This window comes from Vallitalea okinawensis, assembly GCF_002964605.1.
GTDB classification, from domain to species: Bacteria; Bacillota; Clostridia; order Lachnospirales; family PQDH01; genus Vallitalea_A; species Vallitalea_A okinawensis.
The window spans coordinates 72,981-88,480 of record NZ_PQDH01000010.1 but is presented as its reverse complement, the minus strand read 5'-3'; the positions used below and the strand labels follow the sequence as shown (position 1 = coordinate 88,480).

Below are 15,500 nucleotides of genomic sequence, written 5' to 3'. Positions count from 1 at the left end.
TTTAAGTTAAAATTTCTATGAAATATCTGTTAAATTAATATCAAATCTATTACATTTTACTTCATTAATTATTAGACTAGAATACTAATAGGTCATAATAAAAGTAGCTATGCTATGTCGTCCTATGGAAGTTTGTATCATGAGGAAAATTTATTTTACATTAATTAACAGTTTCCAATTGATAGATAAAATTATATGCCTTGAAAAGATTTTATATTAAAATATCAAAAAAGCTCCTGGTTAGAGAGCTTTCTTTAAAAAATCTATTAAAATAGGGGGGTTATGAAAAAAAGAGGGATGTGTAATAATCTTATGTTCTTATTATAACGATAAATTATGAAAATTTTATGACTTTAGGTTAAATTTTCTATGAAATAAACTTAATTATTTATGAAATAAGTATTTAATAATTTAACAATATCGTATTACTTTTGATAACATATTCCCCTATTGTCATTGCTTTCTAGGTATAATATCCCACTTTCTCTGCTCAATCCGTGAATTATTATTTTGCATATATATTAATAGTATCTGCTATGTAATCACGATTGTGATAAATAAATACGATTATATTTGTAGTAGTTAGCTATTTTTCATTGTTTACAAACAGTGCAAAAGTGGCTAACGCCACGTTAAAACTGAAATAGGAAAGTACGGTACCTTGCGAGCAAAACCCGAACTTTCCTATTCCACAAAAAAACCCTCCGGTGGGAGGGTTTATGCAAGTATTACTTGCAGCCATCATTCAAACAAATAAATATGAGGGGTTTATGAAAAAGAGGGGGGGATGTTGTTACAAGAATTATTATAGACTTATTATGTGGCTAAAGTATGTATCAATTATTAATATTTTGTAAACACTGCTCATAATGGAACTCTTTTTTTGTATTGATTGCCTCTATACTTGCTTTTACAACAGAAAATCTAATGATTTTTCACATAAACTATTGGTATTTTTCACAGTACACAACTAATTATTTATCTGCTGACTTAATGTTTTCTAATAATATCACTCAGTGCTTGGATAACAATATTAATCTGTTTCTCTGGGATATTGCGGTACTTAAGAACAAGTATCTGCTCTTTGTTCTGATGATTCTTACGATAGTGAGCCATTGTATTAATGGGAATGTTTTTCTCTTTTATTCCCTCTATTATTTTAGTCATATCCTTCTGTCTTATGAGTTTCATTATCAAATAAACCCCACAGTCACCGTTCATTATTTCCACTTCATCCCCCAGTTTTTCTTCTATGGCCATTATTAATTTTTCATTTTTCTTTGCAAATATCTTTTTCACTCTGCGGATATGTTTTTCAAATTCACCATCACCCATGTATAAGGCTAGGGCTATTTGTTCTAGTTTTGAAACAGTAGGGTTATACATCTCCTTAACTGGATAATACTCCTCAATAAGTTGTTTGGGAAGAACCATATAACTAATTCTGATCGCTGGTAAAAAAAGAGTTGAAAAAGAGCCTAAGTAAATAACTCTTTCACCTTGGTCTAGACCTTGTAATGAAGGTATAGGTTGTCCCTTATAAATCAATTCACTATCATAATCATCTTCAATAATGAGCCCATCTGCTTTTAAAGCCCAGTTAATCAAATTAATGCGATTATTAATTGGCATAACAGCTCCAGTTGGAAATTGATGTGATGGACTTACATAAGACAAATTAACGGCACTCTTGTTAAGTTGTTTAACTTCAATACCTTTTTCCCCTACATCAATGTATTTAATTTTGAAACCATTATTCGTGAAAATATGGTGAGGCTCGGTGAAACCAGGGTTTTCAAATCCAATACTGCTAACCCCTCTTTTTTTCAGTATATGACACAGTAACCCTAATAATGTTTGAACTCCTGCTCCTACAATGATCTGATCATGTGAACAAACAACTCCTCTATACTTATATATATAGCGTCCTATCTCTTGGCGTAATAAAATTTCTCCTTGTGATTCACCAGATGTATATAGCAGATCTTCGTATTCTAAGATAGCCTTTCCTAGATAACGTTTCCATGCTTTAAAATTAAATAAGGTTTCATCATAAAATTTTGTCTCCTTCTCATTACTATTAATCCCTTTAGTATACTCTAATTCTATACTTTCACTTTCAAAATGCCTTTCTATTTCAGCAACAAAATAACCGCTTTGAGGCTTGCTATAAATGTAACCTTCCATTAATAATTGACTATAAGCATTTTCTATTGTTGTACGGCTGATATCTAATTCTTTAGCAATCAGCCTAATTGATGGTAATTTATCACCAGATCGCATTTGCCCGCTTTGAATATCCTTCTTAATCGAATTATATAATTGCAAATAAAGAGGTCTTTTTTTTTCATTATCACTCTTTTTTAAATCAAACATTGTCTCACCAACTGTCCTGATTATTTTTTCTTAAACTGACACTTTTAATGTACACACTATTTTGTTATAGTATATCATATCAATAAATAATGTCAATTTAGAAAATTCAAAAAACTAACAATATCATGTCTTATTAAGTAAATTGATTCTTATCAGGATGTTGTTAACAAATTACTTTAATTTCGGTATTTTGAGTATTCCTATAAGAAGTTTTAAAAAGGGGGAGATCATTATGAATAAGACTAAAACTATAATTTTTACAGCACTTTTTACAGCTTTTATTTGTGTTGCAACTATGGTAATCAGTATACCTGTGCCTTTTACTAATGGTTTTATCCATCCAGGGGATAGCATTATATTTATAGCCGCTGTACTACTTCCATTACCCTATGCCATGTTTGCTGCAGGTGCTGGGTCTATGCTTGCTGATTTGTTGCTTGGCTATCCTCATTGGGCACTACCAACACTCATCATTAAAGCTATTATGGCACTACTTGTACACTTAGCTATGAAAAAAGCTAAAAACAGCAAAGGTTCTATTGTAACAGGTATTACCTTATCAGGTATATGGCTTGCTTTTACAGGCATTGTTTCATATCTACTATCTTCAAATGCTCTATCCTCATCTGAACTTTTAATCAGTGAGATCGATACAGTTAATACAATGGATGAGCTTATGCAGCATCTATCATCCATACAACTTCAACTTGTAGCATTTGCAATTATCTTGCCTGTTCTCCTATTAGCTTTTCTATGGTTCATAGGTAAGAAAGTAGAATTTCATATCTCAATAGGTCAAGTACTTGGAATGTCTATGGCTGGACTTTGGATGGTGTTTGCCTATTATATCGTAGCGAGCTTTATGTATGGCAGCTTTATTTCCAGTATATTGAGTATCCCTCTTAATTTGATCCAATTTCTAGTCGGCTTCTTTATAGCTTTAATCCTCTTACCATTCATTTCAAAGGTGGCCAAAATGTATAACATCAACTGATTAGCACAGAGAGTTAATCAACTTCATAATTATCAAAGATAGGACCTTGCTAATATTTATTAGCAGGTCTTTTATATTTTCCACTTTATTTTTTCTGAAAATGTGATATAATGAAATAGATTGTTAGTGCAACCGATTGCACCTGTTTCATAAAGGTGAATCCGGAAGATAAATAAGAATTTATATAATGATTAAATCATAAAAAATACTTTGAGGAATTATTGCATACAATATATAGTATTTGAAAGGATTATCTTCAACTATATATTCCAGTACAAAAGTGACTAACGTCACGTTTGCGAAACAACTTGTTTCAGGAGGAAAGTATGATGGTAAAGTTTTTTAGATAATGCCAATTTTGATTTAATCATATAAACCCATATTTTTAGGAGGTGTCCTTAGATGAGAGAATACTTCAAAGTTGATCCTTGGAACATTATCGAGGAAGGCTTAGATAAGGATTATAATGAGGTTAGCGAAAGTGCCATGAGTATTGGTAATGGTCACATGGGCTGTCGTGGTAATTTCGAAGAATATTATTCTGGTAAATCATTACAAGGTACTTATATAGCAGGTGTTTACTACCCTGATAAAACCAGAGTAGGCTGGTGGAAAAATGGTTATCCTGAATATTTTGCTAAAGTATTAAATGGAGCTAATTTCATTGGAATTGATGTTTATCTAAATGGTACACGTTTAGATTTAAACAAATATCTTGTAGAAGACTTTAAAAGAGTTCTTAATATGCAAGAGGGCTACTTATTAAGAACATTTAAAGTAACTGTTGATGGTAACAAATACGAAGTTGAAGCTAAGAGATTTTTTAGCATGGCAAAAAAAGAAGTCGCAGCAATTCGCTATAGTGTAAAACCATTAGATGCTGAATCAACTATTCAATATAACCCATTTATTGATGCAGATGTACGTAATAAAGATTCTAACTACGACGAAATGTTCTGGACAGCTATAGAACATAGTAGTAGTACAGATGTAAGTTCTATCGTTACAGAAACTAAAAAAACTGGTTTCAGAATAGCAGTAGCCATGTGCAATGAACTTTCTAAGGATACTCCTTCCAGTCATAAAGGTGAGGAATTGTTTGTATCTAATACTTATGAAGCCACTGTAGCACAAGGTGAAGCTCTTACTTTAACAAAATATATAGCAGTAACTACCAATAGAGATCTTGATAATGATAACATAAAAGCTACTGCTGAGGCTATCGTTAAAGATGCTAAGTCAACGGGTTTCGATGCCTTATTCACTTCTCACCAAGAGGCATGGGCACGTTTATGGGAAGAAAGTGATATTATTATCGAAGGGGATGACGCTGCTCAACAAGGTATTCGTTTCAATATTTATCACTTAAAGCAGACCTATACTGGTGATGATTCAAGATTAAATATTGGACCTAAAGGTTTCACGGGTGAAAAGTATGGTGGTAGTACTTACTGGGATACAGAAGCTTATTGCATACCTTTCTTCCTTAGCACTGCACCTGAGCATATTACGAAGCAATTATTAATCTATCGTTACAATCAATTAGATAAAGCGAAAGAAAATGCTGCTAAATTAGGACTTGAAGGGGCTCTCTACCCAATGGTAACCATGAACGGAGAAGAATGCCATAATGAGTGGGAAATCACTTTTGAAGAGATTCATCGAAACGGTGCAATCGCTTACGCAATTTTTAATTATGTTCGTTATACAAATGATAAAGACTATCTTGCTGAATACGGTTTTGATGTATTAGTTGAAATCAGTAGATTCTGGGCAAGCCGCGTACACTTTAATCCAAGAAAAGACAAGTATATGATGCTTGGTGTAACAGGACCAAATGAGTATGAAAACAATATCAACAATAACTGGTACACCAATACAATGGCAACTTGGACCATGGAGTATACGCTGGAAGCTATGGATTATCTTAAAGCAGAACATACAGACCGCTATAAAGAACTTAGTTCAAAACTTAACATTAGAGATGAAGAGATAACTAAGTGGCAAGATATCATGGATAAAATGTATTATCCCGTGGTAGAAGATTTAGGTGTATTTGAACAACAAGACGGTTTCATGGATAAAGACTTGATTAACGTAGCTGATCTTCCAGAAGAACACTTACCTCTTAATCAAAAATGGTCATGGGATAAGATCTTACGATCATGTTTCATTAAACAGGCCGACGTTCTTCAAGGTATGTACTTCTTTAGCGATCGCTATGATTTTGATACAAAGAAGAAAAACTTCGACTTCTATGAGCCGATGACTGTACATGAATCATCATTATCACCATGTATCCATTCCATTTTGGCTGCTGAAATTGGTTATGAAGATAAAGCTGTTGAAATGTATGTAAGAACAGCCCGTCTTGACTTAGATAACTATAATAACGATACGGAAGATGGTCTTCATATTACAAGTATGGCAGGTACATGGATGTCCGTAGTTCAAGGCTTTGGTGGATTAAAAGTAACTAACGATATGCTTACTTTAAACCCATTTATTCCAAAGGCATGGGATAGCTTTTCATTCCGTGTAACATTTAGAAATAGAATCCTTAATGTAAAAGTTGATAATGAAGGTACGACTATTGATTTATTAAAAGGCGAACCTTTGACATTGGTTATTTATAATAAAGAAGTAAATGTTGCTAAAGATACAGTATTAATTAGTAAATAATATCAATGAAAAACACATACTCGAAAGGGTATGTGTTTTTTATTGAATGTAAAACAATTGAATATAATTACCATTATTGGTTATGACAGAAATCATTATTAAATAATAACGATTTTCATTGACTAATAATTATAAATATGCTAGGATTAAGTTACAAGAATAATTCCGAGTAATTTAGTAGGATTTAAATGAGGTGAAAAAATAGTGAATAATTTATTATATATCAAGAATCTTCATACCAATATTGAAGAAACGAATATCCTTAAAGGAATCGATTTAGAGGTACAAAAAGGAGAAATCCATGTCATCATGGGACCTAATGGGGCTGGAAAGTCGACTTTAGCTAACACCTTAATGGGGCATCCCAGACATACTATCTCAGAAGGTGAGATTATCCTCGATGGCCAAGTGATTAATGATTTGAGAGTAGATGAGCGTGCCAAAGAAGGAATTTTCTTGTCATTTCAGTATCCTGAAGAAATTCCAGGCGTAACTGTTGAGAACTTTTTACGCACAGCTAAATCTAATTTGATAGGTGAAAAAATTTCTTTTTTCAATTTTCATAAAGAGCTAAGTGAAAAAATGAAATTACTTAATATTAAGAAAGAATATGCCAGACGTTATTTAAATGTAGGGTTTTCTGGTGGAGAAAAGAAGAAAAATGAGATTTTGCAGATGGCTATATTGAATCCTAAATTAGCTATTTTAGACGAAACGGACTCTGGTCTCGATATTGATGCAATCAAGACAGTGGCGGATGGTGTACGTACACTATCCAATGATGATAATGCCATTATTGTTATTACTCACTACAATAAAATTATTGATTACCTACAACCTGATTACGTTCATGTACTTGCAGATGGTAAAATCATCAAGAGTGGTGGCATGGAATTAGCAGAGTTTATAGACAATAATGGTTTTGAAAATATTGTTTAATTGAGGTGATAACCATGTCAAACAAAACCTATGTTGCAGATATCCAACGTGGTATTTACGATCAAAAAAATAAATTTGAATATGACTATAAGACTGACCATGGGCTAACTGATGAAATTATTATAGACATATCCAAACAGAAGAATGAACCTAAATGGATGCTGGATTTTCGATTAAGATCTTTAGATATCTATAATAAGAAACCTTTACCTACTTGGGGACCTGATCTATCTGAACTTGATATAGAGAATATAGTTACCTACATCAAACCTAAAACAGATATGAAATCCAGTTGGGATGACGTACCAGAAGACATTAAGAACACTTTTGAATCTCTAGGTATCCCTAAAGCTGAGCAAGAGTCTTTAGCAGGTGTTGGGGCTCAGTATGATTCGGAAGTTGTTTACCATAATATTCGTGAAGACTTAATCAAGCAAGGCGTTATTTATACGGATATAGAGTCAGCATTAATCGAATATGAAGATATTGTTAGAGAACACTTCATGAAGCTTGTTCCACCTCATGATCATAAGTTTGCTGCCTTGCATGGTGCTGTTTGGTCTGGTGGATCTTTCGTCTATGTACCAAAAAATGTTCATGTTGATATACCATTACAATCTTATTTCCGTTTAAATGCACCAGGAGCTGGACAATTTGAACATACCTTAATTATTCTTGAAAAAGGTTCCAGTTTACACTTTATTGAAGGCTGCTCAGCTCCTAAATATTCGGTTAATAATTTACATGCTGGCTGTGTTGAACTCTTTGTTGCTGAAGGAGCTAGGTTACGTTACTCAACTATAGAAAACTGGTCAAGGAACATGTATAACTTGAATACAAAGCGAGCTATAGTAGAAAAAGACGGTGTTATTGAATGGGTATCTGGATCCTTTGGCTCAAAAGTTTCCATGCTTTATCCTATGAGTATTCTTAAAGGAGAAAGAGCCAGAGCTGATTTTTTAGGCATTACTTTTGCTGGTGAAGGTCAATACCTAGATACAGGTAGTAAGGTGGTACATGCAGCACCTTATACAACTTCTACCATTAATACTAAATCCATCTCTAAGGCTGGAGGTACTGCCTTTTATAGAGGTCTTTTACGTGTGGCTAAAGGAGCTCACCACGCAAAATCTTCTGTGACTTGTGAATCCCTTATGTTGGATAACCAGTCTAAATCGGATACGGTACCTATTATCGAACTCATGGAAGATAATGTGGATATGGGGCATGAAGCAAAAATCGGACGCATAAGTGATGACGCTATCTACTATCTAATGAGTAGGGGGTTATCAGAGGAAGCTGCTAAAGGCATGATTGTTAAAGGCTTTGTTGAACCTATTGCTAAAGAATTACCGCTAGAATATGCTGTTGAACTTAATAATTTAATCAATTTGGAATTGGAAGGAACCATCGGTTAGGAGGTGCGATATGCTAAAATGGAAGCGAATTAAAATCAATGATATATCATTCCCTTCTCATGTAACCTATACAGATCATTATGTAGATAGTCCTTATGCTAAACAGGTATTAAAGGTATTAACAACTAATGAATCTTTAGTCCCAATCAAAGAAGGGGTAGATAGAGAACTAATAGCTCATAATGAAGAAAACTTAAATGCAGGAGTCCATATCAATCTGGATAATCAACAATTAGATGCACCTATTCAAATTGAATTTAATTTGAATCAAGATAACCCAATTTTAATTGATCGCCATACTATCCAAGTTAGGAATGGAAGTACTGCCACCATTATATTTAATTATAGTACAATAGATGATATAGAAGCTTTTCACAATGGTGTGACAACGGTTGAATGTGATGAAAATAGCTCTGTGAAAATAATCAAACTATACCGTTTTAACGCTTCATCTTATAACTTTGATTCTAATTACTCCTTTGCAGGAAAGGACTCAAGTATTGAATATATAACAATTGACTTAACTGAAGGATTGTCTGCTACAAGCTACATCAATGAATTAGTAGCAAGCAGTGCAAATGTAGTTCATAAAGAGATTTATTTCGCAAAAGGTGAGTCTAGACATGACCATCATTATAAAATGCTCCATCGAGCACCTTATGGTAACAGCAAGATCGATATAAGGGGTGCAATGATGGATCAAGCAAGAAAAGTCTTTAGAGGAACAATCGATTTTAAAAAAGGATCTGGGAAATCCAAAGCATCTGAAAAAGAATATGTACTTTTACTTAACGAGGGTTTAGCATCACATGCCATTCCCGCCTTGCTTTGTGATGAAGATGATGTAGAGGGTGAACATGCGGCAAGTGCAGGTCAAATTGATGAGGGACAGTTATTTTACTTAATGAGTCGCGGCTTTTCTCTAGTAGATGCTAAACGTCTTCTAGTAGAGTCTAATTTTAGACCTATTATCGAGGCTCTTCCTGATGAGGACATTAGAGAATCAGTCCTTCAAAGTGTTTTAGAAGGGTTGACTATATAATGAATGTAGAAACCATTAGAAAAGATTTCCCTATCCTTTCAAAGGAAATCAATAATAGACCCCTCATTTATTTAGATAATGCAGCAACAACCCATAAACCTCTACAAGTAATAGAAGCTATAAGTGATTATTATAAAGAGTTTAATGCTAATCCCCACCGTGGCGCCCATGCACTAAGTTATTTTTCCACAGAATTTTATGAACAAGGCCGTCAAAAAGTAAAAACCTTTATAGGTGCAAATGGTACAGATGAAATTATTTTTACCCACAACACTACAGAAGCCATTAATATGGTTGCTAAATCTTTCTTGGAACATATACTAAGACCTGATGATTCCATTACTGTTGCTATTAGTGATCATCACAGCTGCTTAATCCCTCCATTCGAGGCTGCAAAAAGAGTAGGAGCTGGCATTGATTATTTAGAATTAGATCAATATCTTATTTCTGATGAAGAAATTGAAAATAAAATTCATAAAGGTACAAAAATGGTATTTATCGGTCATGTATCCAATGTCTTAGGCACTATTAATCCTATAGAAAAGATTATACATAGAGCTAAAGAAGTGAATGCTTATGTATTAATAGATGGTGCTCAAGCTGTTCCCCATGAGAGGATCGATGTATCAAAACTGGATGTAGATTTTTACTGTTTTTCTGGTCACAAAATGCTTGGACCTATGGGTATAGGCGTTTTATATGGTAAAAAAGAGCTTCTTCAGCAGATGCTTCCCTACAACTATGGTGGTAACATGGTAAACTTTGTTACCAAAAATAAAGTTGATTTTAAGAGAGCTCCTCATGGATTTGAAGCTGGAACTCAGAATGTAGAAGCAGTCTATGGTCTAACAAAAGCCATTGACTACTTAAATCACATCGGAATGGATAAGATCAAAGAACATGAAAGAAAGCTACTGGATTATGCACTAAAGCAATTGAATAGTATTGACGGTATCGAATTGTATGGTCCTGAAGACCTTGAATACCGCACAGGTGTTATATCATTCAATTTAGGTGATATTCATCCTCATGATATAGCTAGTGTTCTTGATATGGATGGTATTGCAGTTCGTTCTGGCTATCATTGTGCTCAACCTTTGATGAACTACCTCAACTTACCTTCGACCTGCCGCGCAAGCTTTTACCTCTATAACAACCTAAAGGATATCGATTTTTTGGTTGAAGGACTCTTAAAAGCAAGGAGGTATTTAACATATGGACATTAACGATATTTATACTGAGATCATTCTTGAAAAGAGTATGGATAAAAGCAATCAACGCGAATTGTCTCCAGTAGACGTTTCAAAACGAGCTTATAAGGCCAGTTGCGGGGACGATATAACTGTTCATTTACAATACCATGACCATATTATTCAGGATGCTTCTTTTACCGGAACTGGTTGCGCTATTAGTCGTGCTTCTGCATCCATGATGATTGATTTAATTAAAGGTAAAACGAAAGATGAGGCTATAGCCTTAAGTGAAACATTTATTGGTATGATCAAAAGTGAGATTACTGATGAAGAAGAGTTAGAACAGCTAGATGAAGCCATCTATTTGAAAAATATATCTAAAATGCCGGCTCGAGTAAAATGTGCTGTACTATGCTGGCATGCCTTACAAGAATGCTAAAAAGCTCATCCCTATGATCAGGGATGAGCTTACTCTTTTATACGGCTGCATTCAAAGATAATTCTCTTGCTTGCTTCATGATGTTATAGTAATAGTTTATTATATCACTTCTTTTTATAATACCAATAAATACTCCATTGTCATCAACGACTGGTACAAAGTTTTGACAAGAAGCTAATTCTACTAAACTCTCTATATCAGCATTAATAGAGACAGCTGTATTGGAACGATGTCTTGGAACATCATCAAGTTTTATTTTACTTGTATCTTTAAAGGTCAAATCCGTATTATTTTTCATTAACCATAAGAGGTCACCCTCTGTTATTGTACCATCATATCTACCATCATCATCAATAACTGCTACAGAAGTATAACGATGATACTCCATTTTCTCTAAAGCTTGTCGCATTGTCATATTCTTTTTTAAATAAATAACTTCACTTTTTGGCGTTAAAAAGAAGGCGATGTTCATAATGCTTTCCACACCCTTTTCTATTATTTTAGATTTAAAATTCCTAATTAAAGTACTCTCAATATATTTTATTTCTTTTAAGGACAAATTGTTTATCGTATATGATTAGAAAGTTAAAACTATAACAATAAGTAAATCCTAATCATATCGTATCTCTCAGTAAAATCACTCTTATAAGTTAATTTCACTATATATAGTATATATAAAACTTGTGACATTACAGTGACGTATTAATGAATAAAATGTTAACATTGATTAAATTGTTAATTTTATATCAATCAACCTATTAACTAGTCTATTATTAAAGCCACTAAAGTCTACTCCTCCACTACAGGAAAAGCGACTAGAGTCACGTTTCAATTATGTGCAGGAAAACATGGTTTCATGCCAGCAAAACACAGTACTTTCCTACACTATATAGCAAAATAGCAAAGGCACATGAGAATCTCCTCTCATGTGCCAAATCATAAAGTTTATCTATTTATTTTTCATCTGAATCATTTGATTGCTGCTCTTCTCTTTTTTGCTTAAAAATATCTGCAAGAGAGGCTTGTTCAGCATCGTAATCATAATCATCACTATACTCATCTAACTCTTTTTCTACTTCATCATCTTCACCTGGTATATACTTCTTAAAAACTCTTTCAAATAGATAAGAAGTTAACATAGCATACCCACTAAATAAGAAGAAGAAGAAGATTGGATGGATTATAAATACCAATGCAACTAGTCCAATAAAAATAACCGCTGATATAATAGTTGTCACTAAGTGCTTATTTGCTAATATAAACGCTGTTTTAACTAACTGTACAGTTCCCATATGGAAGCGTGCCAACATTGGATAAATATAAATAGTTACAAAAATAACTTCTAGTAGAATAAATAATTGAAGAGGTAATAAGATATTACCCATTGACCCAAACATATTCCCCTGAACTGCAAAGCCTAGGAAAGGTATAGAAATCCCTAAAATTGCACTAATATTAATGGCTAATATAGCTATAACTACAAAGAGCACAATTGTAATAATGATAGATTGTTTGTAGTTCATTTTATAGCTTTTGAAATAATCTTTAAAAAGATAACTATCATCTTCTCTAACTTTACGATTCGTTACATAAAACATGGCTGTTGTAGCTGGTCCAACCTGTAAAATGAGTAATAAAGCTATAAGATAAAAAATGATTACTGGTAAGGAAAATAAAATTTCTCCCGCGTAAACCATTATTAAAAACAAAGCTAATGGTCCACTGAGGAACATCCATAAAAAATCTAAAATAAGTAAATCAAATACTAATGATCCATACTTAAAAAATGGTCCGTCTAAACTAAAAAAATCGCCTAGCATCAGTTTGCCTCCCCACGATATATAATTAAATTTATTATATAATAACTGTAAAGAGGTGACAAGTTTATTTTATTTACATGCATAATGCAAATTGACTGCAATTTTTTAACTCTTTAGCAGCTTCTTGGTCAACTATTACAGTTACGTCACCATGTAATTGTAGGATTGATGCAGGAACCTTTGGTGAAATGTCACCACTCACCATCTCTTTTATGACTTTTGCCTTACTTTCACCATTAGCTAATAAAATAATTTTTTTAGCTCGCATGATAGTTCTTATTCCCATACTAATAGCTTCCGTTGGTACTTCCTCTTTAGAGTCAAAGAATCTTGCATTAGCTTCTATCGTATGTTCATCTAATTTAACAAGATGAGTCCCAGCTTCAAATTTTACATCTGGTTCATTAAAACCGATGTGTCCATTAGGTCCTATACCTAATACTTGGAGATCAATTCCACCAGCTGATTCGATATTCTTCTCATAGGTTTGGCACTCAACTATAACATCTTTAGCCATACCATTTGGTATATTAATATGGTCACCTGGCACATTAATGTGCTTAAATAAATTGGTATACATGTAATGATAGTAACTGTTTGCATTTTCTCTTGAAAGTGGATAATACTCATCTAAATTAAATGTAGTAACTTGCTTGAAGTCTACATCACCTTTTTGGTACATTTCAACCAATTGTTTATACATACCAACTGGTGTCCCTCCTGTAGCTAAACCTAAAACACTATTAGGTTTTAACGTTACTTGAGAAGCAACGATATTAGCTGCTTGCTTACTCATTTCGTCATAAGAATTAACAACATAAATTCGCATATTATTATTTTTCATATAAGATTTTCCCCTTTCCAATGGTCATCATCACTTCTGTATTATCATCCAGTAGTACAATATCTGCATCTTTATCTACCTCTAATGATCCTTTTCTGTCATATACCCCTAAGCTTTTTGCTGGGTTTTCAGTTACAAATCGAATTATATCTTTAATGTTTACGTCAGCGCTCTCTTTAAAATTATGGATTGCTTTATTTAATTTAAGGACACTACCTGCTATGGTGCCATTTTCTAGGACTGATTTATTACCCTCAACAAATATTTTCTGACCGCCTAATGTATATTCACCATCAGGTAAACCACCTGCTTGAACACAATCTGTAACTAAAATAATCTTATCCAGACCTTTCGTTTTGATAAATAGCTTGTAAAGTGCCGGATGCATGTGAATATTATCAGCAATAACCTCACATTTTACATCATCGGATAATAAAGCTGCTCCTACAACACCTGGTTTACGATGTAACAGACCTGACATAGCATTAAAGGTATGAGTGGAATGGGTTATTCCGTTTTCAATTCCCTCCATGGCTTCTTCAAAAGTAGCATTGGTATGACCCAGTGATAAGACAATATTAGTAGTTGCGGATACTTTTTTTATAAAATCCATTGCCCCTTCTGTTTCTGGCGCTATGGTGATTAAAGATATAAGTTCTTTATAGTCTTCAATTAATTGATAGTCTGGCATAATGATGTATTTTTCATTTTGTGCACCTTTACGCTCTTTATTAATAAAAGGTCCTTCTAGATGTACACCTAATATTTCTGCACCTTCATTATGACTTTCTTTAGCACATTTTATTTGATCCAGTACATGATATATATCATCAAAAGGAATCGTCATGGTCGTTGGTAAATAACTAGTAACCCCATATTTTGTTATAGCATTACTAATTACACTGAGACCTTCTATATCACCATCACAAACATCATGCCCTTGAATACCGTGTATATGTATATCGATAAATCCTGGAGTAACATAACTTCCTTTTGCATCAATGATATCAAGTGATCCAAACTTTTTTTCTAAAACACTTAATTCACCTATACCACATACCTTGTCTGTGAAACAAATGGCTTGATCCAAAAGTATATTATTATTTGTTATAATTTTACCATTTATAATACATTTCATAATTAGCATCCTCCCGAATTGGTATAGTTGTATATACCAATTTTATTATATAATAAATTAGACATAAATACAAGGCTTCCTGCTAATTGGAAAAATTTTTTCTTTTATTTATGAGTCTCGTATTAGTTTTTAGTTCTTACATTAAAGCGCATGATAATGTTCTTCATTTCTGTAACATTAATCATGCGCTTACTTTACTGAATATGCTCTAAAGCTTCCATTATTTTATTAATACTTTCATCCTCAACACGATACATCATCCACTGCCCTTTTTTACGTGTATTGACAACTGAAGCGTCTCTAAGAATCTTTAAGTGCTGTGATAGATTTGATTGGCTAAATTCTACATTCTCATTTAATTGACAAACGCATAATTCACCATGATCTATAAGAATTTTGACAATCTGCAATCGGATGGGGTGCGCTAAGGCTTTCAATATCCTGATTTGTTTTTCTTCCATTTGTGAGTCCCTCCCCAACATTTATGCTATATCCAGAATCTTAAACAATCAATAATTATATGCTTTTGATTCTATTATATTATTATATTCTAATATAATTATAAAATTCTATGCATGAAATGTCAACCTTTATCGAATAGAATGGTATACATGC

General features: G+C 33.1%; 13 protein-coding genes. 7 read left to right on the top strand and 6 right to left on the bottom strand.

Going from position 1 to position 15,500, the window contains the following annotated elements; translation table 11 throughout:
* Positions 1 to 990: 990 nt before the first annotated feature.
* Positions 991 to 2,376 (bottom strand): MocR-like pyridoxine biosynthesis transcription factor PdxR, encoded by a 1,386-nt coding sequence (pdxR, locus tag C1Y58_RS21570; RefSeq protein ID WP_105618722.1) that lies wholly within the window; start codon positions 2,374 to 2,376, stop codon positions 991 to 993.
* A gap of 232 nt (positions 2,377 to 2,608) precedes the next feature.
* On the opposite strand from pdxR, the gene C1Y58_RS21565 reads away from it, so the two are divergent.
* The 7 genes from C1Y58_RS21565 (at position 2,609) to sufU (ending at position 11,083) form a co-directional block, all read left to right on the top strand.
* Positions 2,609 to 3,370 (top strand): ECF transporter S component, encoded by a 762-nt coding sequence (locus C1Y58_RS21565; RefSeq protein WP_105618720.1) that lies wholly within the window; start codon positions 2,609 to 2,611, stop codon positions 3,368 to 3,370.
* A 402-nt stretch (positions 3,371 to 3,772) separates the two neighbouring features.
* Positions 3,773 to 6,052: a glycoside hydrolase family 65 protein gene (locus C1Y58_RS21560; protein ID WP_105618719.1), complete on the top strand. Its 2,280-nt coding sequence runs from the start codon at positions 3,773 to 3,775 to the stop codon at positions 6,050 to 6,052.
* A gap of 204 nt (positions 6,053 to 6,256) precedes the next feature.
* Positions 6,257 to 6,991, top strand: a complete 735-nt coding sequence (gene sufC, locus C1Y58_RS21555; protein WP_330404494.1) for a Fe-S cluster assembly ATPase SufC — start codon at positions 6,257 to 6,259, stop codon at positions 6,989 to 6,991.
* A gap of 14 nt (positions 6,992 to 7,005) precedes the next feature.
* Positions 7,006 to 8,409 carry a Fe-S cluster assembly protein SufB gene (gene sufB, locus C1Y58_RS21550; RefSeq protein WP_170311661.1) on the top strand — a complete coding sequence of 468 codons (1,404 nt, stop codon included), beginning with the start codon at positions 7,006 to 7,008 and terminating at the stop codon, positions 8,407 to 8,409.
* A 10-nt stretch (positions 8,410 to 8,419) separates the two neighbouring features.
* On the top strand, positions 8,420 to 9,451 hold the full coding sequence (locus C1Y58_RS21545) for a SufD family Fe-S cluster assembly protein (RefSeq protein ID WP_105618715.1): 1,032 nt from the start codon (positions 8,420 to 8,422) through the stop codon (positions 9,449 to 9,451).
* A complete protein-coding gene (locus C1Y58_RS21540) occupies positions 9,451 to 10,677 on the top strand; it encodes a SufS family cysteine desulfurase (protein ID WP_105618714.1) in 1,227 nt (408 codons plus the stop codon). Before C1Y58_RS21545 ends, C1Y58_RS21540 begins: the two co-directional genes overlap by 1 nt.
* Positions 10,667 to 11,083 (top strand): Fe-S cluster assembly sulfur transfer protein SufU, encoded by a 417-nt coding sequence (sufU, locus tag C1Y58_RS21535; protein WP_105618712.1) that lies wholly within the window; start codon positions 10,667 to 10,669, stop codon positions 11,081 to 11,083. Before C1Y58_RS21540 ends, sufU begins: the two co-directional genes overlap by 11 nt.
* Positions 11,084 to 11,120: 37 nt before the next feature.
* On the opposite strand, the gene C1Y58_RS21530 is transcribed toward sufU, so the two are convergent.
* The 5 genes from C1Y58_RS21530 to C1Y58_RS21510 form a co-directional block, all read right to left on the bottom strand.
* Positions 11,121 to 11,555: a CBS domain-containing protein gene (locus C1Y58_RS21530; protein ID WP_105618710.1), complete on the bottom strand. Its 435-nt coding sequence runs from the start codon at positions 11,553 to 11,555 to the stop codon at positions 11,121 to 11,123.
* Between the two features lie 481 nt (positions 11,556 to 12,036).
* Entirely contained in the window at positions 12,037 to 12,903 is an 867-nt protein-coding gene (locus C1Y58_RS21525) for a YesL family protein (protein WP_105618709.1), read from the bottom strand.
* Positions 12,904 to 12,976: 73 nt separating this feature from the next.
* Positions 12,977 to 13,732 carry a glucosamine-6-phosphate deaminase gene (nagB, locus tag C1Y58_RS21520; protein WP_105618854.1) on the bottom strand — a complete coding sequence of 252 codons (756 nt, stop codon included), beginning with the start codon at positions 13,730 to 13,732 and terminating at the stop codon, positions 12,977 to 12,979.
* A gap of 4 nt (positions 13,733 to 13,736) precedes the next feature.
* Entirely contained in the window at positions 13,737 to 14,885 is a 1,149-nt protein-coding gene (nagA, locus tag C1Y58_RS21515; protein ID WP_105618708.1) for an N-acetylglucosamine-6-phosphate deacetylase, read from the bottom strand.
* Positions 14,886 to 15,079: 194 nt separating this feature from the next.
* Complete coding sequence (locus C1Y58_RS21510; protein WP_105618707.1) at positions 15,080 to 15,346, bottom strand: ArsR/SmtB family transcription factor; 267 nt, start codon at positions 15,344 to 15,346, stop codon at positions 15,080 to 15,082.
* Between the last annotated feature and the right edge of the window lie 154 nt (positions 15,347 to 15,500).

Bases quoted from the DNA above. Each gene is read 5' to 3' on its own strand.
- C1Y58_RS21545 (WP_105618715.1), top strand. From the start codon at position 8,420: ATGCTAAAATGGAAGCGAATTAAAATCAATGATATATCATTCCCTTCT.
- nagA (WP_105618708.1), bottom strand. From the start codon at position 14,885: ATGAAATGTATTATAAATGGTAAAATTATAACAAATAATAATATACTT.
- C1Y58_RS21540 (WP_105618714.1), top strand. From the start codon at position 9,451: ATGAATGTAGAAACCATTAGAAAAGATTTCCCTATCCTTTCAAAGGAA.
- C1Y58_RS21530 (WP_105618710.1), bottom strand. From the start codon at position 11,555: ATGAACATCGCCTTCTTTTTAACGCCAAAAAGTGAAGTTATTTATTTA.
- sufB (WP_170311661.1), top strand. From the start codon at position 7,006: ATGTCAAACAAAACCTATGTTGCAGATATCCAACGTGGTATTTACGAT.
- C1Y58_RS21525 (WP_105618709.1), bottom strand. From the start codon at position 12,903: ATGCTAGGCGATTTTTTTAGTTTAGACGGACCATTTTTTAAGTATGGA.
- C1Y58_RS21565 (WP_105618720.1), top strand. From the start codon at position 2,609: ATGAATAAGACTAAAACTATAATTTTTACAGCACTTTTTACAGCTTTT.
- C1Y58_RS21560 (WP_105618719.1), top strand. From the start codon at position 3,773: ATGAGAGAATACTTCAAAGTTGATCCTTGGAACATTATCGAGGAAGGC.
- C1Y58_RS21510 (WP_105618707.1), bottom strand. From the start codon at position 15,346: ATGGAAGAAAAACAAATCAGGATATTGAAAGCCTTAGCGCACCCCATC.
- nagB (WP_105618854.1), bottom strand. From the start codon at position 13,732: ATGCGAATTTATGTTGTTAATTCTTATGACGAAATGAGTAAGCAAGCA.
- sufU (WP_105618712.1), top strand. From the start codon at position 10,667: ATGGACATTAACGATATTTATACTGAGATCATTCTTGAAAAGAGTATG.
- pdxR (WP_105618722.1), bottom strand. From the start codon at position 2,376: ATGTTTGATTTAAAAAAGAGTGATAATGAAAAAAAAAGACCTCTTTAT.